The 21,435-nt window shown below is 61.5% G+C and carries 18 protein-coding genes and 2 tRNA genes; 11 read left to right on the forward strand and 9 right to left on the reverse strand.

Annotated elements, in window-relative coordinates; all coding sequences use genetic code 11:
- Window positions 1–25: 25 nt before the first annotated feature.
- Window positions 26–1,852 (reverse strand): coiled-coil domain-containing protein, encoded by a 1,827-nt coding sequence (locus AB1E34_RS21580; protein ID WP_372574381.1) that lies wholly within the window; start codon window positions 1,850–1,852, stop codon window positions 26–28.
- A 69-nt stretch (window positions 1,853–1,921) separates the two neighbouring features.
- On the opposite strand from AB1E34_RS21580, the gene AB1E34_RS21585 reads away from it, so the two are divergent.
- The 3 genes from AB1E34_RS21585 to AB1E34_RS21595 all read left to right on the forward strand — a co-directional run bounded on the left by AB1E34_RS21585 (window position 1,922) and on the right by AB1E34_RS21595 (window position 3,480).
- On the forward strand, window positions 1,922–2,275 hold the full coding sequence (locus AB1E34_RS21585; RefSeq protein WP_372574382.1) for a hypothetical protein: 354 nt from the start codon (window positions 1,922–1,924) through the stop codon (window positions 2,273–2,275).
- A gap of 156 nt (window positions 2,276–2,431) precedes the next feature.
- Window positions 2,432–3,010 (forward strand): YqaA family protein, encoded by a 579-nt coding sequence (locus tag AB1E34_RS21590; protein ID WP_372574383.1) that lies wholly within the window; start codon window positions 2,432–2,434, stop codon window positions 3,008–3,010.
- Entirely contained in the window at window positions 3,007–3,480 is a 474-nt protein-coding gene (locus AB1E34_RS21595; RefSeq protein WP_372574384.1) for a disulfide bond formation protein B, read from the forward strand. Before AB1E34_RS21590 ends, AB1E34_RS21595 begins: the two co-directional genes overlap by 4 nt.
- Here AB1E34_RS21595 and AB1E34_RS21600 read toward each other — a convergent pair whose 3' ends face one another.
- On the reverse strand, window positions 3,481–3,906 hold the full coding sequence (locus AB1E34_RS21600; RefSeq protein ID WP_372574385.1) for an Lrp/AsnC family transcriptional regulator: 426 nt from the start codon (window positions 3,904–3,906) through the stop codon (window positions 3,481–3,483). It abuts the gene before it with no gap.
- Between the two features lie 111 nt (window positions 3,907–4,017).
- Between AB1E34_RS21600 and rocF the strand changes: the two genes are divergently transcribed.
- Genes rocF through ocd form a run of 3 tightly spaced genes read left to right on the forward strand, consistent with a single transcriptional unit; the run spans window position 4,018 to window position 6,916 of the window.
- Window positions 4,018–4,941, forward strand: coding sequence for an arginase (gene rocF / locus AB1E34_RS21605; RefSeq protein ID WP_372574386.1), 924 nt, complete (start codon window positions 4,018–4,020; stop codon window positions 4,939–4,941).
- Window positions 4,938–5,867: a citrulline utilization hydrolase CtlX gene (gene ctlX, locus AB1E34_RS21610; RefSeq protein WP_372574387.1), complete on the forward strand. Its 930-nt coding sequence runs from the start codon at window positions 4,938–4,940 to the stop codon at window positions 5,865–5,867. The genes rocF and ctlX overlap by 4 nt, the downstream gene beginning before the upstream one ends.
- On the forward strand, window positions 5,864–6,916 hold the full coding sequence (gene ocd, locus AB1E34_RS21615) for an ornithine cyclodeaminase (RefSeq protein ID WP_372574388.1): 1,053 nt from the start codon (window positions 5,864–5,866) through the stop codon (window positions 6,914–6,916). Before ctlX ends, ocd begins: the two co-directional genes overlap by 4 nt.
- 198 nt (window positions 6,917–7,114) lie before the next feature.
- Here ocd and AB1E34_RS21620 read toward each other — a convergent pair whose 3' ends face one another.
- The 7 genes from AB1E34_RS21620 to AB1E34_RS21650 form a co-directional block, all read right to left on the reverse strand.
- The gene (locus AB1E34_RS21620; RefSeq protein ID WP_372574389.1) at window positions 7,115–7,258 is read right to left on the reverse strand and encodes a hypothetical protein; all 144 of its coding nucleotides are present in this window, start codon (window positions 7,256–7,258) and stop codon (window positions 7,115–7,117) included.
- A 152-nt stretch (window positions 7,259–7,410) separates the two neighbouring features.
- Complete coding sequence (locus tag AB1E34_RS21625; protein ID WP_372574390.1) at window positions 7,411–7,941, reverse strand: hypothetical protein; 531 nt, start codon at window positions 7,939–7,941, stop codon at window positions 7,411–7,413.
- 356 nt (window positions 7,942–8,297) lie between these two features.
- Window positions 8,298–8,383: transfer RNA gene (locus tag AB1E34_RS21630), tRNA-Leu, on the reverse strand.
- Between the two features lie 110 nt (window positions 8,384–8,493).
- Window positions 8,494–8,955 (reverse strand): hypothetical protein, encoded by a 462-nt coding sequence (locus tag AB1E34_RS21635; protein ID WP_372574391.1) that lies wholly within the window; start codon window positions 8,953–8,955, stop codon window positions 8,494–8,496.
- A gap of 88 nt (window positions 8,956–9,043) precedes the next feature.
- Window positions 9,044–9,117, reverse strand: a tRNA-Gly gene (locus AB1E34_RS21640).
- A gap of 77 nt (window positions 9,118–9,194) precedes the next feature.
- Window positions 9,195–10,046, reverse strand: a complete 852-nt coding sequence (locus AB1E34_RS21645; protein ID WP_372574392.1) for a class I SAM-dependent methyltransferase — start codon at window positions 10,044–10,046, stop codon at window positions 9,195–9,197.
- A gap of 6 nt (window positions 10,047–10,052) precedes the next feature.
- Window positions 10,053–12,095, reverse strand: coding sequence for an ASKHA domain-containing protein (locus AB1E34_RS21650; RefSeq protein WP_372574393.1), 2,043 nt, complete (start codon window positions 12,093–12,095; stop codon window positions 10,053–10,055).
- A 208-nt stretch (window positions 12,096–12,303) separates the two neighbouring features.
- Here AB1E34_RS21650 and guaB point away from each other — a divergent pair, with 208 nt between their 5' ends.
- The 5 genes from guaB (at window position 12,304) to alaS (ending at window position 21,430) form a co-directional block, all read left to right on the forward strand.
- The gene (gene guaB, locus AB1E34_RS21655) at window positions 12,304–13,752 is read left to right on the forward strand and encodes an IMP dehydrogenase (RefSeq protein WP_372574394.1); all 1,449 of its coding nucleotides are present in this window, start codon (window positions 12,304–12,306) and stop codon (window positions 13,750–13,752) included.
- Window positions 13,753–13,776: 24 nt separating this feature from the next.
- The gene (locus AB1E34_RS21660) at window positions 13,777–14,940 is read left to right on the forward strand and encodes an RsmB/NOP family class I SAM-dependent RNA methyltransferase (protein WP_372574395.1); all 1,164 of its coding nucleotides are present in this window, start codon (window positions 13,777–13,779) and stop codon (window positions 14,938–14,940) included.
- 135 nt (window positions 14,941–15,075) lie between these two features.
- Complete coding sequence (locus AB1E34_RS21665) at window positions 15,076–17,343, forward strand: ATP-binding protein (RefSeq protein ID WP_372574396.1); 2,268 nt, start codon at window positions 15,076–15,078, stop codon at window positions 17,341–17,343.
- Between the two features lie 201 nt (window positions 17,344–17,544).
- Window positions 17,545–18,609 carry a recombinase RecA gene (gene recA / locus AB1E34_RS21670; protein ID WP_372574397.1) on the forward strand — a complete coding sequence of 355 codons (1,065 nt, stop codon included), beginning with the start codon at window positions 17,545–17,547 and terminating at the stop codon, window positions 18,607–18,609.
- Window positions 18,610–18,754: 145 nt separating this feature from the next.
- Entirely contained in the window at window positions 18,755–21,430 is a 2,676-nt protein-coding gene (gene alaS, locus AB1E34_RS21675) for an alanine--tRNA ligase (RefSeq protein WP_372574398.1), read from the forward strand.
- Window positions 21,431–21,435: the final 5 nt, after the last annotated feature.

The raw sequence follows: 21,435 nt of genomic DNA on the forward strand, positions 1-21,435 counted from the left end.
TTCCTGTCCCTTGATATCAATTCTCTCAACAACGCCCAAGATCGCGAACCAGTGACGCGAGCGTCTGACGGTTGATCGAGGTGAAAACGGTGCTCAAGGCGTCATGCGCACATACGCCTTCGACCAAGAGCTGTTGCAGTTCGGCACGCTTTTGGGCCGTCGTCCCGCCCAGCCCCGGCGCTGCTGCAATCGCCCGGCTCACGTCTGCTGACTCCAGAGGGTCCGCCCGGCGCTGCAGCGATCTGTTCTGATCTTGAGTCGGCGCAACCTGGATCGCCGCCTGAGCGGGCGTCGGAGCGGCCCTAGACGCATCTATAGCCGCCTGTGTCTCTTGTTGCTCTGAGCGAAGCGCATCGAGTTGCGATCTGAGATCCGCCGTATTCGCTTGCAAACTGGCCAGTTCGGCAAGGGTGGACTGGATTTCGGCTTGTTTGGCTTCTTGCTGTGCCGCGATCGCGTCGCGTCTTGCCGCCACCTCCTGGGCCTGTTGTTCCGCCGCCGCGCGCGCGTCCTCGGCCTCTGCGATCTGCGCCTGCAACGCGCTGTGGGACTGGCGCAGTTGCTCGATCTCGTTGCTCAGCGCGGCCAGGTCGGTCTTGGCCTCCTCGCTCTGGGCCACCACCGTGTCTTTTTCGGCCAGCGCGGATTGAATGTCGGCCTGCGCCGCCGCCACCTGCTGCTGTTCCGCTGTCGCGCGTGCCTCTTCGGCCTCGGCGATCTCGACCTGCAACGCGCTGCGGGACTGGCGCAGTTGGTCGATCTCGGCGCTCAGAGCGGCCAGATCGGCCTTGGCCTCCTCGGTCTGGGCCACCACCGTGTCTTTCTCGGTCAGTGCGGATCGAATGTCGGCCTGTGCTGCCGCCACCTGCTGCGCCTGCTGTTCCACTGTCGCGCGTGCCTCTTCGGCCTCGGCGATCTCGGCCTGTAACGCGCTGCGGGATTGGCGCAGTTGGTCGATCTCGGCGCTCAGCGCGGCCAGATCGGCCTTGGCTTCCTCGGTCTGGGCTACGACCGTGTCTTTCTCGGTCAGTGCGGATCGAATGTCGGTCTGCGCGGCCGCCACCTCCTGCGCCTGCTGTTCCACTGTCGCGCGTGCCTCTTCGGCCTCGGCGATCTCGGCCTGTAACGCGCTGCGGGATTGGCGCAGTTGGTCGATCTCGGCGCTCAGCGCGGCGAGGTCGGCCTTGGCTTCCTCGGTCTGGGCTACGACCGTGTCTTTCTCGGTCAGTGCGGACTGAATGTCGGCCTGTGTCGCCGCCACCTCTTGCGCCTGCTGTTCCGCCGCCGCGCGTGCCTCCTCGGCTTCTGCGATTTGGGCCTGCAACGCGCTTCGGGATTGACGCAGTTGGTCGATCTCCGTGCTCAGCGCGGTAAGGTCGGCTTTGGCCTCCTCAGTCTGCGCTATGACCGCGTCTTTCTCGGTCAGTGCGGATTGAATGTCGCCCCGTACCACCGCCACCTGCTGCGCCTGGAATTCTGCCGCCACGCGTGCCTCTTCGGCTTCGGCGATCTGGCTCTGCAACGCGCTTCGGGACTGGCGCAGTTGATCGATCTCGGTGCTCAGAGCGGCGAGGTCGGTTTTGGCCGCTTCGGTCTCTTCGATCATCTGGTCGCGGCGTTCCGCCAACGCTTCAATATCCGGGCCCGCATTTTCCTTCGCGTCCGAAAGGTCAGCCTGCATCGCCGAGCGCTCAGACCGTAACTTCTGAAGTTCCTCGCGGGCAGCGTCCACGCGCGCGTTCATGTCCGCCTCCGTGCTCCGCAGATCGTCTATCTTTCTGGCAAGCTGGCCGACCTCTGCAAGCGCCGTCTTGAGTTGCGAACGGGTGGCTTCCAGCATGTTCTCAGCCATCCTGGCGTCATCTTCGAGCCCTGCGATGATACTTTTGAACGACGACACCTTATACGAGAGGACATCGGATTGGTCTGCAGCGACCAGCGGCGCATCCTCGCTGCCCGAGCTCTGCGCGATGGTTGGCTGTGCCCAACCAAACAAAATGAAAAAGGATGCCAACGCGACACGACGGATAAGCAAAGACATCAAAACCTGACCTTAGAACATAAAAAACAAAACAATAATATTATCCTAGCACCATTGTCTCTTGAAAAAAAGATTGGAATGCGGGCAGGGCGCGAGCAATATTTGATCGCGGTGCATCAGTTTGATCCTGGTAGACCATCGGACCGCGCACCTTTCGGCGAGCCGATGCGGCATTTACTTGCGAGGATTCACGGGGAGGTAGAACCCCCACAGGTTCCCTGTGCGCCAGTTTGATTTGATATGTCCCTGCCATGTTCCCGGGTTCAACGCGCGAAAGAACACCGGACACTTCGTCACCTGTGGTCCGGCCATTTGGGCCTCACCGGTTGACCTGACCTGCGTGTCGTGCTTTGCCGGGCCGGACCAAGAGGCAGTGAGCATATCAATACGATGCTGAAAAAACTCTATGACTGGACCATGCGTCTTGCCGAACACCCGCACGCACTTTGGGCGCTGGCCGCGGTGTCGTTTGTGGAAAGCTCGGTCTTTCCGATCCCACCGGATGTGCTGATGATCCCGATGATCCTTGCCGCGCCGTCGCGCGCCTTTCTGATCGCGACTGTCGCGCTGGTGTCCTCGGTTCTGGGCGGGCTTTTGGGATACGCGATCGGTGCGTTTTTCTATGACACCATTGGCCACCCGGTCCTGGCTGCCATGGGCAAGGCGCAGGCGATGGATGAGTTCAACACCCGCTTTAACGATTTTGGGTTCTGGGCAGTGCTGACCGCGGGGATTACTCCGTTTCCCTACAAGGTCATCACCATCATGTCGGGCTGGACCGGCATGCCGCTGGGCACTTTTGTCGCCACTTCGATCCTGGCGCGCGGCATCCGGTTCTTTGTCGTGGCCGGGCTTTTGTGGAAATTCGGTGAACCCATTCGCGATTTCATCGAAAAGCGCCTTGGCCTCATGTTCACATTGTTTATCGTATTGCTGATCGGTGGCTTTGTGCTTGTGAGGTTCCTGTGACACATCGAAACAGGCTGATTCTGACCGCCACAGCCACCTCGACCGCCCTGCTTGTCGGGGCCTATATCACCGAGTTCTTCGGATGGGAGCCCTGCGCCATGTGCCTGTGGCAGCGCTGGCCGCATTTTGCCGCCATCGTTGCGGGCCTCTGCGCGCTGGCCATACCCGGCCCCGCCTTTCCTCTGCTGGGGGCGGCCGCCTCGGCCACCACGGGTGGCATCGCGATCTTTCACTCAGGCGTTGAGCGCAAGTGGTGGGACGGTCCCGCCAGTTGCAGCGGGAGCGGAGACGCGATGAGCGCGATGAGCGGCGACGCGCTGCTGCCCGGAGGCGCCGATCTGGCACCGCTGGTGATGTGCGACGCGTTGGAGCCATTCCTTTTTGGTCTGACCATGGCGAACTGGAATGCGCTGTTTTCCCTGTTCCAGATATTTGTCTGGATTTCGGCCGCCCGCGCCGGGCGCAGCTGATCAGGTCGTTTTCTTCGTCGACAGCAACAGGCTGGTTTCACTGGTCTGCACCCCTTCGAAACTGCGTATCCGGGCCAGCGCCCGGTCCAGTTCCTCCAGCGTTTCGGTGCCAAGCTCGACAATCAGATCCCAGCGCCCATTGGTCGAATGGATGGCGCGCACCTCGGTCAGCCCCTGAAGCTGGCGGGTGATCCGTTGCGCGCCGCGCCCCTCGATCCCGATCATCATCAGCCCGCGCACCGGGTCCTGCAGCGCGTCTTCCTTCAACACCACCGAAAAGCCGAGGATGTCACCGCGCTGGATCAGGCGTTCGATCCGGGCACGGACCGTGGTGCGCGACAGGCTGAGCTGCAGCGCCAGATCGGACAGCGACGCCCGCGCGTCATGTCGCAGAGCAGAGATCAGGCGTTCGTCCGTTTTGTCCACATTATATTCTCATATTGACCAAATTACCTTCTAAATGATCAAATTTCTTACTGGATTGCAATCCATTTCGGATAGATTTTGGAAAGAGACCCCAAAGACAGGCAAATGAAGATGTCCAGAAAATGCATTCTGATCGGTGCTCCGGTCGATAGTGGCAAGCGGCGCACAGGCTGTTTGATGGGCCCAGATTCCTATCGTACCGCAGGGCTTGCCGAGGCGCTGAGCGATCTTGGTCACGATGTCGAGGATATGGGCAACCTGACCCCGGCCTCGCATGCGCCAGAACCCGACGATACCCACCTGCACCAGCCCAACCGGACCATCGGCTGGACCCACAGGCTGATCCGTGCCGGGCAAGAGGCCGCGCAGCGGGGATTACCGATCTTTCTGGGTGGCGATCACGCGTTGGCGCTGGGAAGCGTGGCCGGGATGGCGAACCATGCGGCTGCAGTCGACCGTCCACTCTTCGTGCTCTGGCTGGATGCTCACAGCGATTTTCATACGCCTGAGACCAGCCCATCCGGCAATCTGCACGGCACGCCGTTGGGCTATGTAACCGGGCGCCATGGGTTCACCGGGTTTCCGGTGATCACCAACCCGGTGCCGGAAGAAAACATCTGCATTATCGGGCTGCGCTCGGTCGATACGGCCGAACGCGAGGCGCTGCAAAACTCGGGTATCCGCTTTCACGACATGCGCCAGATCGACGAACATGGCATCGCCCGCCCGCTGGCCGCTTTCCTGGACCATGTGGCCAGCCAGAACGGGCTGCTGCATGTCTCGCTCGACGTGGATTTCCTCGACCCTTCGATCGCGCCTGCCGTTGGCACCACCGTGCCGGGCGGCGCCACCATGCGCGAGGGGCATCTGGTGATGGAGATGATCTGTGACAGCGGGCTGATGACCTCGCTCGATCTGGTCGAGTTGAACCCGTTTCTGGACGAGCGCGGGCGTACCGCGCATCTGATGGTCGATCTGACCGCCTCGGCGCTCGGCCGCCGCGTCTTTGACCGCCCGACACGGAGCTTCTCGTGAGCATCATACAGGCCCCGTCCTCGGTGGTGATGATCCGGCCGCACGCCTTTCACCCCAATCCCGAAACCAGCGCTGACAACGCGTTTCAGACGCAGGCTCAGGTAGATGACGTTTCGTCTCGTGCCCGGGCCGAGTTCGACACCGCCGCCGAGACACTGCGCACGGCTGGCGTGACGGTGCATGCGTTTGATGATTTCGGTGACAGCGACACGCCCGACAGCGTCTTTCCGAATAACTGGTTTTCCACTCATACCGGCGGGCATGTCGCGCTTTATCCGATGTACGCCGAAAACCGCCGCCGCGAACGGCGCAGCGACGTGATCGAAATGCTCAAGCGCGACTACCGCGTTTCGGAAGTGATCGATTATAGCGGGCTGGAACAGGACGGGCTGGCGCTGGAGGGGACGGGGGCCATGGTGCTCGACCATATCGGGCGCATCGCCTATGTGGCGAAGTCCAACCGCGCCGATCCGGTACTGCTGGAACGCTTCTGCGCGCATTTCAACTATGAACCGATCAGCTTTGATGCGGTCGACGCGCAAGGCACCGCGATCTATCACACCAATGTACTGATGGGGATCGGCACCGAGTATGCGCTGATTTGCCTCGACATGATTCCCGATCCCGAGCGTCGCCGCACCGTGGCTGAGCGGCTGTCCGAGAACGGGCGCGCGGTGATCGACCTGACACATGATCAGATCGCAGATTTCGCCGGAAACGCCATCGAGCTGACCGGCGACTCACGTGTGCTGGCGCTGTCCGCCCGCGCATATGAGGCGCTGCGCCCCGATCAACTGGCCATTATCGAGCGCTCGGCCAGACCGCTGCCGCTCACCATTCCCACAATCGAAACCGCGGGAGGATCGGTGCGCTGCATGCTTGCCGGTATCCACCTGACCCGCCGCCCCGAAAGGACCGACCGATGAAACCCTCCGACAAGGCGCTCGTGCCGTTTGTCTCCGTCGATCACATGATGCAACTCATCCACCATATCGGCGTGGAAGAGATGATGTCCGGCATTGCCGACTATATCGAGGATGATTTCCGTCGCTGGGAGCTGTTTGACAAGACGCCCCGTGTGGCCAGCCATTCCGAGGTTGGCGTGATCGAGTTGATGCCGACATCGGACGGCGAGATGTACGGGTTCAAATACGTCAACGGCCATCCCAAGAACACCAAGGAAGGGTTGCAGACCGTCACCGCCTTTGGCTTGTTGGCGAATGTCGAAACGGGTTATCCGATGCTGCTGAGCGAGATGACCATGCTCACCGCGCTGCGCACTGCGGCCACCTCGGCCATGGTTGCGAAGCATCTCGCGCCCAAAGGATCCGATACGATGGCGATGATCGGCAATGGCGCGCAATCCGAGTTTCAGACACTGGCGATGAAATCGATCTGCGGGTTGAAAACTGTTCGGCTCTACGATGTCGACCCCGCCGCAACCGAGAAATGCGCCGCAAACCTCGCGTCACAAGGGGTTGAGGTGGTGACCTGCAAAACGCCGGAAGAAGCCATCGAGGGCGCGCAGATTCTGACCACCTGCACCGCCGACAAGCAATATGCCACGATCCTGAGCGACAACATGGTCGGCAGCGGCGTGCATATCAACGCAATAGGCGGCGACTGTCCGGGCAAGACCGAACTGGCCGCAGGCATTCTGCAACGCTCCGATATCTTCGTGGAATACCCGCCGCAGACACGGGTCGAGGGTGAGATTCAGCAACTGGACGAGGATCATCCCGTCACCGAGCTTTGGCAGGTCATCACCGGCGCGGCACCGGGTCGGACCTCGGATCGCCAGATCACGCTCTTTGACAGCGTCGGCTTCGCCATCGAGGATTTCTCGGCCCTGCGTTATGTACGCGATCAATTGGAAGCGACCGGGCTTTATCACGCACTCGATCTGCTCGCCGACCCAGACGATCCGCGCGATCTGTTCGGAATGCTGCAAAGGGCGACACCGGACAATGCCTGAAACAGACCGGATCGGAGCACCGCCTCCGATCCGGCTGAACCTTTGACGTCATGCCCCGAAGCGGACCGAAGCCACCGGCCTGTTCAAGAGCCACATAGGCAAGATGCCGGGCTGGCGGTTCGGGCGTCCGAATCTGGGCTTGCGCCGATCCTTCAGGTTCATGATTTGGTCGCCGCAGAGATCTCACCTGTGCCGGAATTAGAGCGGGGTGACGCTGGCGGTTGGATTGTCCGCCGCAGACTTGGCCGCTCTTTCGATCGTTGAGATTCCAATAGCCTCTTTGTCGCCATCGTTTGGCACGGTGCCGACCGCGTCGGGGTCAGACATAGGTACGGCTGCCATCTTACAAGTCCACAGGGTCGAGGGTGACGACATCATCTCCGGTTCCGATATCGACCAGCCGTCGCTGCTCTCTGACGCTGATCTGCTGATCAGCTAGTGGGTGATGGCCGGGATACCGTCAGCTAGTGGGTGATGGCCGGGATGCCGATTGCCTATTGAGCATCTTTGTCTGGCCTGCGATCCTCGGGCTCTTTTTCTTCAAGGTTAACGGACTTGGGAAGCTGCAGGGGCTTTGCTTCCAGCTGTATTTTGAAGGCCATGGCTTCCCCAACTGCCTTTGAAAGGCGCTCTATTATCACCACCACCGGCTCAAGGTTCTTGACCCCAGCTCCCATAGCTGTCGTCACTTTAGACCAGACATCCGCTATAGCGTCAGTACGAGTTCTATTTCTGTCTATCTCCGCTTGCAGAGTCTCCAAGCTTCGCATTATCGGCTCGCGAAGGCCCTCTTCCATTGTGGCCTTAGAAACAGTCTCGCGAATGTGACCTACCAGCGTCGTTGCTTTGGCTTTCCAGTTGTCATCAAGCTCAATTGTGTCGGCGGCCAAATTAGGTTCGATTTGATAGAGGTTTCGCGCGCGCATCAAATCCATAAATTCTTCAAGAAGAAAGAGGTTGTGGACAACGTCTCCGTCTTCGGACGTAACCGCCATCCGCACCACGGGGAGGTCTGTGATGCCCAATGCCTCGCCTTATGAGCAAGCGGCATTGACATAAAGTATCGCACGTTCCTTAAAACCATTTTGCCCAATGTCATTAATTCGGACCCGGCGCTCATTAACCTTGTTGTAAAAGATCGTCTCGGTGTTCATGAAAAATTCCCTTGCCTTAAGAAATGCGGTGTTTGTGGGGTATCGGGCCCGAGTCCCTCGTTCAATGAGCTAAATCAAGCAGCCCCATTGCACGGGCACTGAGATACTCGCGGTGCGTTACCTTTTTCGTATCAGAGCCCCGGGCGATCTGTAGCGCGCAGCATCGCGAACCTGAAAATCCGGTAGATGTATCGGGAGGCCCCCCTTAGCACTAAGGGAAAGTTTGTTGGTGCCCAAGGAGAGACTCGAACTCTCACGCCCGTGAAGGCGGGGGATTTTGAATCCCCTGCGTCTACCATTCCGCCACTTGGGCCACCCGTGTTGAATTAGCGTCGCTTTTCGCGAAGGTCCAGCGGCAAAACGTGGCGGAGAGCAGTTTCCTGTTCATATGCCCCGTCCCAGAGAGTATGCCTCATTGATGTGTCAAAGGAATATGGGCGGGAAGGGCTGGCATTTGGTGTCGGCAAGGTTGACCGACATATGATCGCCAATCGTTTGGCCAATGCGTATCTTCAGGTCCACGGGCGTAATCCCAACCGCCTCGGGGTTTAGTGTGAACTGCACCGCGGTTCGGCCTCCGGCTGCGGCGCTGCGCACCCGTTCGCTGGCCACGTAAATCTGGGCTTGCCAATCGGCACCCAACCGTTTGCGGGCATATTGCGCGGCACCGCACCAGTATTCATCGGTGGGGGCCAACGCGAAGGGCACAACCTCAAATATATTGGGGTCGACCTGATAGACGCGGGTTCCGTAGGGCGTTGAGAACGCAGCACCAGTACGTCCTGTCGCGGCAACGCCGACGCCCGAGCCGCCGGAATACTGCGCACCGGTCGCCACCTGACACGCTGCCAGAACCGAAAAAGCCAAGACCCAGAGTTTCTTCATCGCGCATGACCCATCTTACCTATGGTTGAAACGGTAGGGGGGTATCGCGCCCTTTGCAACGCTTGCGATTGGAGGGAATTTGATTTGTTGGAGCGGGTAACGGGAATCGAACCCGTAACTAAAGCTTGGGAAGCTGCCGTGATACCTTTTCACCATACCCGCGCCGGAGCCTTGGGATAGCCAGTCACTGCCATGGCGTCAAGCGGATTGAGGTAGGGGCGATCGCGAAGGGGGCGGATTCAGATGCGGGCCTCAAAAAGGTTGATCTGCGCCGGGACGCGCAGGCCGTCCGGGGTGTTCATCTGGTCCAGGCGCCGGGCGATATCCTGCTCGATTGCGGCGGCATCCTCCTGATTCCCTTCAAAGAAATTCATCAGGCGCGCGGCGGGGCCGACGCGCAGACATTGGGCCGCCACATCTTCGATGCGGCCCATCGGCGTCATCAGAACATCAACAACGTCGCAGCGCACATCCCGCAGGCCAGCGGCACGCATCAGTCCGGTGACCCGTTCGACATTCTGAAACGCCATCGGCCCCGGCGCATCGGGATCTGCGGGCGGCGGGGTGCCGAGCCGGTCCGCTGCCGCCTCAAACGGCAGGCGAAACCAGGGATTGCCTGAAAACCCGCCCCAGGCGGCGAAACACATCCGGCCACCGGTACGCAGGGCGCGGGCCAGATTGGCGAAGGCGGCCTGGGGGTCGGCAAAGAACATCATCCCAAACCGCGAGATCATCACATCGCGGGATGGCCCATCAAAGGGCGCGACCTGCGCATCACCCTCCCGGACCGAGACATTGGCCAGGCCGGCCTGCACCGCCCGTGCGGCGGCGCGCTCCAGAAACGGCTTTGCGATGTCGAGGCCAAGCACGTCGCCGGTTGGGCCCACGAGTTCTGCGGCGGCGAGAAGGCTTGCGCCGGTGCCGCACCCGATATCGATGACGCGCTCGCCGGGCTGCAATCCGGCCCGCTGCACAACCAGATCGAGGATCGGGGCCATGGCGGCATCAAGGTGATCCTCGTAGGTCAGCCATTTTATCCCGCTGGGTGTGGCGCTCCAATAGTCTTTCTGATCGGCGTTGGGGGTGTCCATGTGTCGTCAGGCGCGGCGTCTGCGTTTGCGGCCGGGCCGGTCGCCATCGCCGCCTGTGTTGAAGGCGACTGCGGGCAGCGTGACCACCTTGGCCAGATCGGGGAACGGATCGGTCTTGTGCGGGATCGCGTTGGCAGCGACGAAATGGTCCTGGAACTTGGGCTCGATCGCGGTTTCGACCTTGGTGATCTGGCGCACGACCTGCTCGATCTCACGCCGCGCGGCTATGTTGCAGAGCGCGATGCGCGCGCCGGTCCCGGCCGCGTTACCCGCGCTGGTGACCTTGTCGAGGGGCGCGTCGGGGATCATGCCCAGCACCATCGCGTGTTTGGTCGAGATATGCGCGCCAAAGGCCCCGGCCAGCACCACGCGGTCCACCCGGTCCACGCCCATCTCGTCCATCAGCAGGCGCGCACCGGCATAGAGCGCGGATTTTGCCAGTTGAATGGCACGGATATCGCCCTGGGTGACAGTGATGCGCGGGCCGCCCTCGGCGCTGGCATCGTGGATCAGGTAGGAATGGGTGCGCCCTTCGGGCACGCAGCGCTCCGTTCCGGTCTGCTCAGCCGAGCCGATCAGACCGCTTTCATCCAAGAGGCCCGCCATGCGCATTTCGGCCACGGCTTCGATAATGCCGGACCCGCAGATGCCGGTGATGCCGGTTGTGGCGATAGCGGCGTCGAACCCGTCTTCGTTGGACCACAGGTCTGATCCGATGATGCGGAAGCGGGGTTCCTTGGTCTCGGGGTTGATCTCGATCCGTTCGATTGCGCCGGGCGCGGCGCGCTGACCGGAAGATATCTGCGCGCCCTCAAAGGCGGGGCCGGTGGGTGAGGAACAGGCCAGAACGCGGCTTTTGTTGCCCAGCAGAATCTCGGCATTGGTGCCCACATCGACCACCAGCACGAGGTCTTCGGATTTGCCGGGCTCTTCGCTCAGAGCAACGGCGGCGCAATCGGCGCCGACATGGCCCGCGATGCAGGGCAGGATATAGACCTGCGCGTTCTCGTTCATCACCGTCAGGTCCAGATCGCGCGCGTTCAGTTCCAGCGACTCGGATGTGGTCAGGGCAAAGGGCGCCTGTCCCAGTTCGACCGGGTCGATGCCCAGCAGCAGGTGATGCATGACCGGGTTGCAGACAAACACCGTCTCGACGATCTGGAACGGGCGGATACCCGCCTCGGTGGCGATGGCCTCGGTCAGACCGTTGATCGCGACGCGCACCGCGTTGGTCATCTCCTTGTCGCCGCCGGGGTTCATCATCGCATAGGAGACCCGGCTCATCAGGTCCTCGCCAAAGCGGATCTGCGGGTTCATCACACCCGAGGACGCCTTGACCTCGCCATTGCGCAAATCGCAGAGATGCGCGGCGATGGTGGTCGAGCCAAGGTCGATGGCCAGCCCATAGATGCGCTCTTCGGTCAGGCCGGGCCAGACTTCCAACACCTTATGGGTGCTGTCCTTGTGGGATTTGTGCAGCGCGACGGTCACCTGCCACTTGCCCTTGCGCAGCACCGGTTGCAGGCGCGACAGGATGGTGAGGTCGGCGGTGATATGGTCGATGCCCCATTGTTCGTGCAAGGCGCGCTCCAGCCGTTCCAGATCGCCGGTGGGTTCGTGCATGTCGGGTTCCTGCACCTCGACGAAGTAGAGATGCGTCGCCGGGTCCATGGTGATCGCACGCGCGGTGGCGGCCTTGCGCACGACCTGACGGTGAACCTGAGACTCGGGCGGCACATCGATCACCACGTCGCCCTGAACCGTGGCCTGACAGCCCAGCCTGCGCCCATCGATCAGCCCGCGCTTGTCCTTGTAGCGCTGTTCGACCTTGTTCCATTCGCTGAGCGCGCCATCGCTCACGGTGACGCCATGTTTGGAAAACTCACCGTAGGAGGGCGTGATCTGGCATTTCGAGCAGATGCCGCGCCCGCCGCAGACCGAATCGAGGTCCACGCCCAATTGCCGTGCTGCGGTCAGAATCGGCGTGCCGACCGGGAAATTGCCGCGTTTGCCGGACGGGGTGAAGACAACGAGAGGGTCGGTGCTCATCTGTGATCTGCCTTGGAATTCGTGCATTTGCGCAGCACCATATGGCTTCTGTGCCAAAGGGAAAGACCCGTGAGCGGCAGGTTGCGTTCTTGCGGCGTCGTTTTCGGCTTTCAGCAACAAGACAGCACCTCATTCAACGGGGGTTTCCCCCGGTTTCGATCCATGTCATAGGGTGACCGCCAAACGGGATATTGCACGGGGATTGACGATGCAGATTCGTGAGGCGCTTACCTTTGACGATGTACTTCTGGAACCTGCGGCCTCGTCGGTGCTGCCATCGACGGCGGATACCACGACGCGGGTGACCAATCGTATCAGCATGAACATTCCGCTGCTGTCCTCGGCCATGGATACGGTGACCGAGGCGCGTATGGCCATCGCCATGGCGCAGGCTGGTGGTATCGGGGTGATCCACAAGAACCTCGACCTCGAAGAGCAATCCCGCCAGGTGCGCCGCGTGAAACGCTTTGAATCAGGTATCGTCTACAATCCGATCACGCTGACCGCCAATCAGACACTGGCCGATGCCAAGGCGCTGCAGGAACGCTATCGCGTCACCGGGTTTCCGGTGGTGGATGAGGCGGGCCGCGTGGTCGGTATCGTCACCAATCGCGACATGCGTTTTGCCAGCGATGACAGCACGCCCGTAAGCGTCATGATGACCTCGGACAATCTGGCGATGCTGCAGGAACCGGCAGAGCTGGAAGAGGCCAAGTCGCTGATGAAGGCGCGCCGGATCGAAAAGCTGCTGGTGGTCGATGGCAGTGGCAAGCTGACCGGTTTGCTGACGCTGAAAGATACCGAACAGGCGGTGCTGAACCCGACCGCCTGCAAGGACCAGTTGGGCCGCCTGCGGGTCGCTGCGGCCTCGTCAGTGGGCGAATCCGGCTTTGACCGGACCGAAGCGCTGATCGATGCGGGCGTCGACATTGTGGTGATCGACACGGCGCATGGTCATTCCGAAGGCGTGATCGCAGCGGTGCAACGCGCCAAGCGCCTGTCCAACGATGTGCAGATCGTCGCGGGCAACGTGGCCACGGCGGAAGCCACCCGCGCCCTGATTGATGCAGGCGCGGATGCGGTCAAGGTGGGGATCGGGCCGGGCTCGATCTGTACCACACGGATGGTGGCCGGTGTCGGCGTGCCACAGCTGACCGCGATCATGGATTGCGCTGCGGCGGCGGGCGATACGCCGGTGATTGCCGATGGCGGCATCAAGTTTTCGGGCGATTTTGCCAAGGCGATCGCGGCGGGGGCGTCCTGCGCCATGGTCGGCTCGATGATCGCAGGCACTGATGAAAGCCCCGGAGAAGTCATTCTGTATCAAGGCCGTAGCTTCAAAAGCTATCGTGGCATGGGCTCGATGGGTGCCATGGCGCGCGGCTCGGCGGATCGGTATTTCCAGAAGGATGCCGCCAGTGACAAGCTGGTGCCCGAAGGGATCGAAGGGCAGGTGCCCTACAAAGGCTCCGCCGGGGCGGTGATCCACCAGCTGGTGGGCGGGCTGCGCGCGGCGATGGGCTATACCGGCTGCGCCACCGTCGATCAGATGCGCCGCAATTGCCGCTTTGTGAAGATCACCGGCGCGGGCCTAAAGGAAAGCCATGTGCATGACGTACAGATCACCCGCGAGAGCCCGAACTACCGGGTCATGTGATCTGGTCGTGCCGGGTATGCGTCCATGATCCCTGCCGCCCGCGTTCAGGCGGCGATCGAACTGCTGGACGAGATCGCGACCGGCAAACCGGTCGAGCAGGCACTGACCGGCTGGGCGCGACGCAGTCGCTTCGCGGGCTCGGGCGACCGCGCTGTGGTGCGCGATCACGTGTTCGAGGCGCTGCGCTGCAAACGCTCCTTCGCCGCTCTTGGCGGGGTCGAAACCGGGCGCGGGCTGATGCTGGGCGCGCTGCGGCGCTCCGGCACCGATCCAGAGAGTGTTTTCACCGGCGCGCGCCATTGCCCCGGTCCTTTGAGCGATGCGGAGCGCGTCGGTGGCCGGGCTCCCGTGAACGCGGGGGAACGTTTTGACATGCCCGATTGGCTCTGGCCCGCGTTCAGCGCCAGCCTGGGGGCTGAGGCAGAGGCAAGCGCCACCGCATCCCAGCACCGCGCCCCGGTCTGTCTGCGTGCCAATCTGGCCCGGACAACGCGTGAGGGCGCGGTTCGCATACTATCAGGAGACAACATCAAGTGTGATTTTCATCCATCTGTAAATACAGCGATTCGTGTCATCGAAGGTGAACGCAAGGTCGCCGCAAGCAGAGCCTATCGAGAGGGTCTGGTTGAGCTTCAGGATGCCTCCAGCCAAGCGGTCATCTCGGCGCTGCCGTTGCAGAGCGGGATGCGGGTTCTGGACTATTGCGCCGGTGGCGGCGGCAAATCTCTGGCGCTTGCGGCCACAAAAGAGGTGCAGGTCTGTGCCAGCGATATCGACCCGCGCCGTATGCGTGACCTGCCCGAGCGCGCCACGCGCGCTGGCGTCAGCGTCAAGCTACTTGATCCCGACGCGTTGGCACGGGCAGGCCCGTTCGATCTGGTTCTGGTCGACGCGCCGTGTTCCGGCAGCGGCGCGTGGCGGCGCTCACCCGCTGGGAAATGGGCCTTGACGCAGGAACGCCTTGATGTGCTGACCGGCATACAGTCGGACATTCTGGACCGCGCTTCGGGTCTTGTCACTGCGGGCGGAGCGCTGGCCTATGCCACCTGTTCTGTCCTGAACGTCGAGAATGCCCGGCAGGTGCAGGAATTTGTCACACGGCATTCCGCGTGGCGTTGCGTGTTCGACAATGTCTGGCCGGTCAGCGACCTCGGGGACGGTTTTTTCACGGCACACTTGACGCGGTAGTGATTTTCTCTGCTACACTTATAGGTAGTTTTGAGGCATGTTAATCGGGATTTAACCGAATTGGCGTGAGAAGAGACTGTCTTGTTTGTGTCGCCGGAGCTCTCAGTGCCATTCTCTGCCCAACTCGCCCCTTTGATGTCCAGACCGGAACGAAAGACCCAAGGGCGTCTTTTGGTGCTGTTCATAGTCGGTGCTGCCCTGTTTCTGGCGGCGCTGAATGGCGGATTTTTCTGGCCGGTCCCGATGATTTTTGCCGGCGCCGGCGCATCGGTTCTGCTGGTCGGCCTCCTGTCGCTGTGGGTCAACCGTGGCCAGAGACGGGCTGATCATAAGGCGATGGAGATTTTTGCAGGCTTTATCGAAAAAGATGCCGCGCCCAGCTTCATCACCGATGACGAGGGCGAGGTTCTGGCCCGTAACTCGGCCGCCGCAGTACGATTTTCCGGCACGCGTGAACAGACATTTGCTGCCGAATTGCGGTCGGTCTTTGCCAATCCCGATGCGGTGATCTATCGCCTGCAATGCCGCGCCCGTCTGGAAGGGAACGCCCGCGAGGATGTGGTCACTCGTCGTGGCCATGTGCGACTCGCGGTGCATGTGCTTGAGGATGCGCGGTTTTTGTGGCGGTTTGAGGATGTGCAGGAGCGGAGCTCGGGCGGCAAGGGGAGCGAGGTGCTGCCGATGCTGACGGTCGGGCGGGGCGGCGCGGTCTTGTTCATGAACGACGCGGCGCGGGCGTTGGTCGGCCAACGGGTCAAATCACTGGACCGTCTCTTTACCGATCTGCCTCTGGAAAATGGCAGTATCGTCTCGATCTCGACCGATGAGGGCAATCGCAACGTGGTTGTGTCCGAGCTGGGCCAGTCCAGCGTGCGCAAGGAAATCTTCCTGACACCGATCAGCCCGGAGGCCAAGGTGTCGGGCGCAGATTTCGACACGCTGCCGGTGCCCATGCTGAAGCTGGATGCAGAGGGCTGCATTCTGGGCGTCAATGTTCTGGCGCGTGGGTTGCTGGGGCCGGGCGCGCAACCCGGCACGCAGATTTCCGAGGTCATGCAGGGGCTGGCGCGGCAGACGGCGGAGTGGTTGCGGGAAAACGCACGCGAAGATGCCGGTTCGAAATCCGAGTTCCTGCGCCTGTCCCGTAATGATCGCGAAACCTATGTTCAGGCCACGCTGTCGCGCGCGCAGGAGGACGGAAAGACCGTTTTTGCCGCGGTACTGAGTGACGCCACCGAGTTAAAGACATTGGAAGCGAAATTCGTGCAAAGCCAGAAAATGCAGGCGATCGGACAGCTTGCAGGTGGCGTGGCGCATGATTTCAACAATCTTCTGACAGCGATTTCGGGCCATTGCGATCTGCTGTTGTTGCGCCACGATCAGGGTGATCCCGATTATGGCGATCTGGTACAGATCCACCAGAATGCCAACCGTGCTGCGGCCCTGGTCAGCCAGCTTCTGGCGTTTTCCCGCAAGCAGACGCTGCGCCCCGAAACGCTCGACCTGCGCGATACATTGTCGGATCTGACCCATCTGCTGAACCGTCTGGTGGGCGAACGGGTGACGCTGACGCTCAGCCACGATCCGGTGCTGAAACCGATCCGCGCAGACAAGCGGCAGTTGGAACAGGTGCTGATGAATCTCGTGGTCAATGCTCGCGATGCGATGCCCGAGGGCGGCGAGATCCGGGTCGATACCGAAGTGGTCACGCTGGACAAACCGGTCGAGCGCAATCGCGCGGTGCTGCCGGCGGGCGATTATGTCACCGTCAAGGTCTCGGATGAGGGGATCGGGATCGAGCCGGGCGTGCTGCAGAAAGTGTTCGAACCGTTCTATACCACCAAGCGCACCGGCGAGGGCACGGGCTTGGGGCTGTCCACCGTTTACGGCATCATCAAGCAAACCGGCGGATATATCTTTGTCGATAGCGTGCCGGGGCAGGGGACTGAATTCATTCTCTATTTCCCGGTCAGCGAGGTAGAAGACCCGGTGCTGGATACCGCCAGCGACCCCGCTCCGGCAGCGGTTCACAAAAATGGCGACGGGGTTGTGCTGCTGGTCGAGGATGAGGCCCCGGTGCGTGCCTTTGCTTCGCGTGCGCTACGTTTGCGCGGCTATACCGTGCTTGAGGCCGAATCGGCCGAGGATGCGCTTAACATGTTGCAGGACAAGGACCTGGCGGTGGATGTCTTTGTTACGGACGTGGTCATGCCTGGCCTGGACGGACCGACCTGGGTCAGGCAAGCGCTCGAGGATCGGCCCGATGTGCGCGTGGTCTTTGTCTCGGGTTACGCGCAGGGCGCGTTCAGCGAGACCGGGCCGCAAGTGCCGAACTCTGTCTTCCTGCCCAAGCCGTTTTCGCTCAACCAATTGACCGAGACGGTGTTTCAGCAACTACACTAGGACAGCGCCGGGGCGCTTGAATGCCGCATTCATACCGCATCCCAACCGCGTCAACCGATCCTTAACCCTGTGTGGTCTACTGATGACGTAGATAGAAATTTCTTGAAATGTTCTCTTTTTGATCTCATAAGGAACAAGAGGCGAACAAAGCAGCGATTGCCGCTCGCAAGCGGGTGTGACACAAGGAAAGAGAACAGGGTAATGGCGGATCTTCTGACGATGAGCAGCAAGCAGAACGCGGACAAGCAAAAGGCGCTGGATAGCGCATTGGCACAGATTGAGCGGCAATTTGGCAAGGGCTCGATCATGAAACTGGGCGGCGACAATGCCATGCCCGAAATCGCGGCAAGCTCGACCGGCTCGCTGGGGCTGGACATCGCGCTGGGGATCGGCGGGCTGCCGATGGGCCGGATCGTGGAGATTTATGGCCCGGAAAGCTCGGGGAAGACGACGCTGACGCTGCATTGCATTGCCGAACAGCAAAAACGCGGCGGTGTCTGCGCCTTTGTCGATGCCGAACACGCGCTCGACCCGCAATATGCCCGCAAGCTGGGTGTTGATCTGGACGAGTTGCTGATCAGCCAGCCCGATACCGGCGAACAGGCGCTTGAGATCACCGATACGCTGGTGCGCTCGGGCGCGGTGAACATGGTCGTGGTCGATTCGGTTGCAGCGCTGACGCCGAAATCGGAACTGGAAGGCGATATGGGCGACAGCAGCGTCGGCGTTCAGGCCCGCCTGATGAGCCAGGCGATGCGCAAGCTGACCGGCTCGATCAACCGCTCCAACTGCATGGTGGTCTTCATCAACCAGATTCGCATGAAGATCGGTGTGATGTTCGGCAGCCCCGAAACCACCACGGGCGGCAATGCGTTGAAATTTTATTCCTCCGTCCGTCTGGACATTCGCCGGATCGGCGCGATCAAGGATCGCGACGAGGTGGTCGGCAACCAGACCCGTGTGAAAGTGGTCAAGAACAAGGTGGCCCCGCCCTTCAAGCAGGTCGAGTTCGACATCATGTATGGCGAGGGCATCTCGAAAATGGGTGAGCTCTTGGATCTGGGCGTCAAGGCTGGGGTGGTCGACAAGTCGGGCTCGTGGTTCAGCTACGGTGACGAGCGGATCGGGCAGGGGCGCGAGAATGCCAAACAGTTCCTGCGCAGCAATGAGCGCATCGCGCTGGAGATCGAGGACAAGATCCGCGCCGCTCACGGACTGGATTTCGACATGCCGCCTGAATCGGACGAGGATATTCTGGAAGCCTGACGCGCCTATTCGGGCCCGATGACAGAACCACAGGGGGCGGCCATCAGGCCGCCTCGTTTCGTTTCAGGCCGCAGCACCTGTGGACTATCGCCCGAGGCAGGGCTAAACCGATCCGAACCCTTCCGATTGCGCCCGAGAGAGCCCGATGCCCACGCTGAACGATATCCGATCCACCTTTCTGAATTATTTCGCCAAAAACGGGCATGAGGTCGTGGATTCCAGCCCGCTCGTGCCGCGCAATGACCCGACGCTGATGTTTGTCAATTCCGGTATGGTGCAGTTTAAGAACCTGTTCACCGGGCTGGAACATCGCGACTATCAGCGCGCGACCACGGCGCAGAAATGCGTCCGCGCCGGTGGCAAGCATAATGATCTGGACAATGTGGGCTATACCGCCCGCCACCATACGTTTTTCGAGATGCTGGGCAATTTCAGCTTTGGCGATTACTTCAAGACCGAGGCGATCCCCTTTGCCTGGAACCTGATCACCAAAGAGTTCGATATCGATCCCAATCGGTTGCTGACCACGGTCTACCATACCGATGACGAGGCGTTCGAAATCTGGAAAAAGGTCGGCGTCCCCGAGGACCGGATCATCCGCATCGATACCAGCGACAATTTCTGGCAGATGGGTCCGACCGGGCCGTGCGGGCCGTGTACCGAGATCTTCTATGATCACGGTGATCACATCTGGGGCGGCCCTCCGGGCAGCGCCGAGGAAGACGGCGACCGTTTCATCGAAATCTGGAACATTGTCTTCATGCAGAACGAGCAGTTCGAGGACGGCTCGATGAAGGCGCTCGACATGCAGTCGATCGATACCGGCATGGGGCTGGAACGGATCGGCGCGCTGCTGCAGGGCAGCCATGACAACTATGACACCGACCTCTTCAAATCGCTGATTGAGGCCTCGGCCCAGGCCACTCATGTCGATCCCTATGGCGACGAAAACGTGCATCACCGGGTGATCGCGGATCACCTGCGCTCGACCTCTTTCCTGATTGCAGACGGGGTCATGCCCAGCAATGACGGGCGCGGCTATGTGCTGCGCCGCATTATGCGCCGCGCCATGCGCCATGCACATCTGCTGGGCGCCAAGGACCCGGTCATGCACCAGTTGGTGCCGACGCTGGTGCAGAAGATGGGCGCGGCATATCCTGAATTGAGCCGAGCACAGATGATGATCGAGGAAACGCTGCTGACCGAGGAAACCCGGTTCAAGCAGACGCTGGATCGCGGGCTAAAACTGCTGGATGACGAGCTGGAACAACTGGACGGTGACGCGCCATTCCCGGGCGAGGCGGCGTTCAAGCTGTATGACACGTACGGTTTCCCGTTGGACCTCACGCAGGACGCGCTGCGCGGCAAGGGCCGGGTGGTCGACACGGATGGGTTCGATGCGGCGATGGCCGAGCAGAAGGCCAAGGCCCGCGCCGCTTGGGCGGGCTCGGGCGAGGCTGCCGATAACGCGGTCTGGTTTGACGTATTGGACGAAAGCGAAGCCACCGATTTCCTGGGCTATGACACCGAAAAGGCCGAGGGGCAGATCGTGGCGCTGATCACTGATGGCAAGCGGGTCGAGGCGTTGCCTGAGGGCACGGAAGGCTGGATCGTTGTGAACCAGACGCCGTTTTATGGCGAGGCCGGGGGCCAGATCGGCGACACCGGCGTGATCCGCCGTCTGGAAGATCTGGACGACGTGGCGCCGGTCGAGGACACCCGCAAATTCGCCGAAGGCAAGGTCTATGCCCATAAGGTGCGAGTCGAAAAAGGGGCCATGCGCAACGGCGACGCGGTGGAGCTGGAGGTCGATCACACCCGCCGCTCCGCGATCCGGGCCAATCATTCGGCCACGCATCTGCTGCATGAGGCGCTGCGCGAGACGCTGGGCGATCACGTGGCACAGCGCGGCTCGCTGAATGCGGCTGACCGGCTGCGCTTTGACTTCAGCCATGCCAAGGCATTGACCGGCGCTGAACTGACCAAGGTGGCTTCGGATGTGAACGCCTATATCCGGCAGAATTCTGCAGTCGAAACCCGGATCATGACGCCGGATGATGCCCGCGAGATCGGGGCGCAGGCGCTGTTCGGTGAGAAATACGGCGACGAGGTGCGCGTTGTCTCGATGGGTCGGGCCGAGACCGGCAAGGGCCATGACGGCATGACCTATTCGATCGAACTCTGCGGCGGCACCCATGTGAAGCAGACCGGTGATATCGGCACCTTTGTGTTGCTGGGCGACAGTGCCTCGTCGGCCGGGGTGCGCCGGATAGAGGCGCTGACCGGCGACGCCGCCTTCCAGCACCTGTCGCAGGAGGCTGGGCATCTGGCCGATATCTCGGGACTGCTCAAGGCGCAATCGGGCGAGACGGTGGATCGCGTGAAGGCGCTGATGGACGAGCGCAAGGCGTTGCAGAACGAGGTAGCGCAGCTGCGCCGCGATCTGGCCATGGCGGGCGGTGCCGGGCAGGGTGGCAATGGCGCGGACGCACGCGAGGTGAACGGCGTGAGCTTCCTCGCGCAGACGCTCAGCGGCGTGTCGGGCAAGGACCTGCCCTCGCTGATCGACGAACACAAGGCGCGCATCGGGTCGGGTGCGGTGCTGCTGATCGCTGATGCCGGTGGCAAGGTTGCCGTGGCGGCGGGCGTAACCGAGGATTTGACGAGCCAGGTCTCGGCGGTGGATCTGGTGCGCGCGGCGGTGGCCGAACTGGGCGGCAAGGGCGGTGGAGGCCGCCCCGACATGGCGCAGGGCGGCGGTAAGGACGCGGCAAATGCCGATGCGGCAATCAAGGCCGCCGAGGCCGTATTGGGAGGTTGAGGAAA

Source organism: Ruegeria jejuensis, assembly GCF_041537905.1.
Taxonomy (GTDB): Bacteria; Pseudomonadota; Alphaproteobacteria; order Rhodobacterales; family Rhodobacteraceae; genus Ruegeria_C.

Excerpts from the sequence above, each read along its gene's own strand:
- rocF (WP_372574386.1), top strand. The coding sequence starts at position 4,018 with ATGTCCAGAAAATGCATTCTGATCGGTGCTCCGGTCGATAGTGGCAAG.
- AB1E34_RS21620 (WP_372574389.1), bottom strand. The coding sequence starts at position 7,258 with ATGGCAGCCGTACCTATGTCTGACCCCGACGCGGTCGGCACCGTGCCA.
- alaS (WP_372574398.1), top strand. The coding sequence starts at position 18,755 with ATGCCCACGCTGAACGATATCCGATCCACCTTTCTGAATTATTTCGCC.
- AB1E34_RS21660 (WP_372574395.1), top strand. The coding sequence starts at position 13,777 with ATGATCCCTGCCGCCCGCGTTCAGGCGGCGATCGAACTGCTGGACGAG.
- guaB (WP_372574394.1), top strand. The coding sequence starts at position 12,304 with ATGCAGATTCGTGAGGCGCTTACCTTTGACGATGTACTTCTGGAACCT.
- AB1E34_RS21580 (WP_372574381.1), bottom strand. The coding sequence starts at position 1,852 with ATGGCTGAGAACATGCTGGAAGCCACCCGTTCGCAACTCAAGACGGCG.
- AB1E34_RS21590 (WP_372574383.1), top strand. The coding sequence starts at position 2,432 with ATGCTGAAAAAACTCTATGACTGGACCATGCGTCTTGCCGAACACCCG.
- recA (WP_372574397.1), top strand. The coding sequence starts at position 17,545 with ATGGCGGATCTTCTGACGATGAGCAGCAAGCAGAACGCGGACAAGCAA.
- AB1E34_RS21650 (WP_372574393.1), bottom strand. The coding sequence starts at position 12,095 with ATGAGCACCGACCCTCTCGTTGTCTTCACCCCGTCCGGCAAACGCGGC.
- AB1E34_RS21635 (WP_372574391.1), bottom strand. The coding sequence starts at position 8,955 with ATGAAGAAACTCTGGGTCTTGGCTTTTTCGGTTCTGGCAGCGTGTCAG.
- AB1E34_RS21665 (WP_372574396.1), top strand. The coding sequence starts at position 15,076 with ATGTCCAGACCGGAACGAAAGACCCAAGGGCGTCTTTTGGTGCTGTTC.
- AB1E34_RS21645 (WP_372574392.1), bottom strand. The coding sequence starts at position 10,046 with ATGGACACCCCCAACGCCGATCAGAAAGACTATTGGAGCGCCACACCC.
- ocd (WP_372574388.1), top strand. The coding sequence starts at position 5,864 with ATGAAACCCTCCGACAAGGCGCTCGTGCCGTTTGTCTCCGTCGATCAC.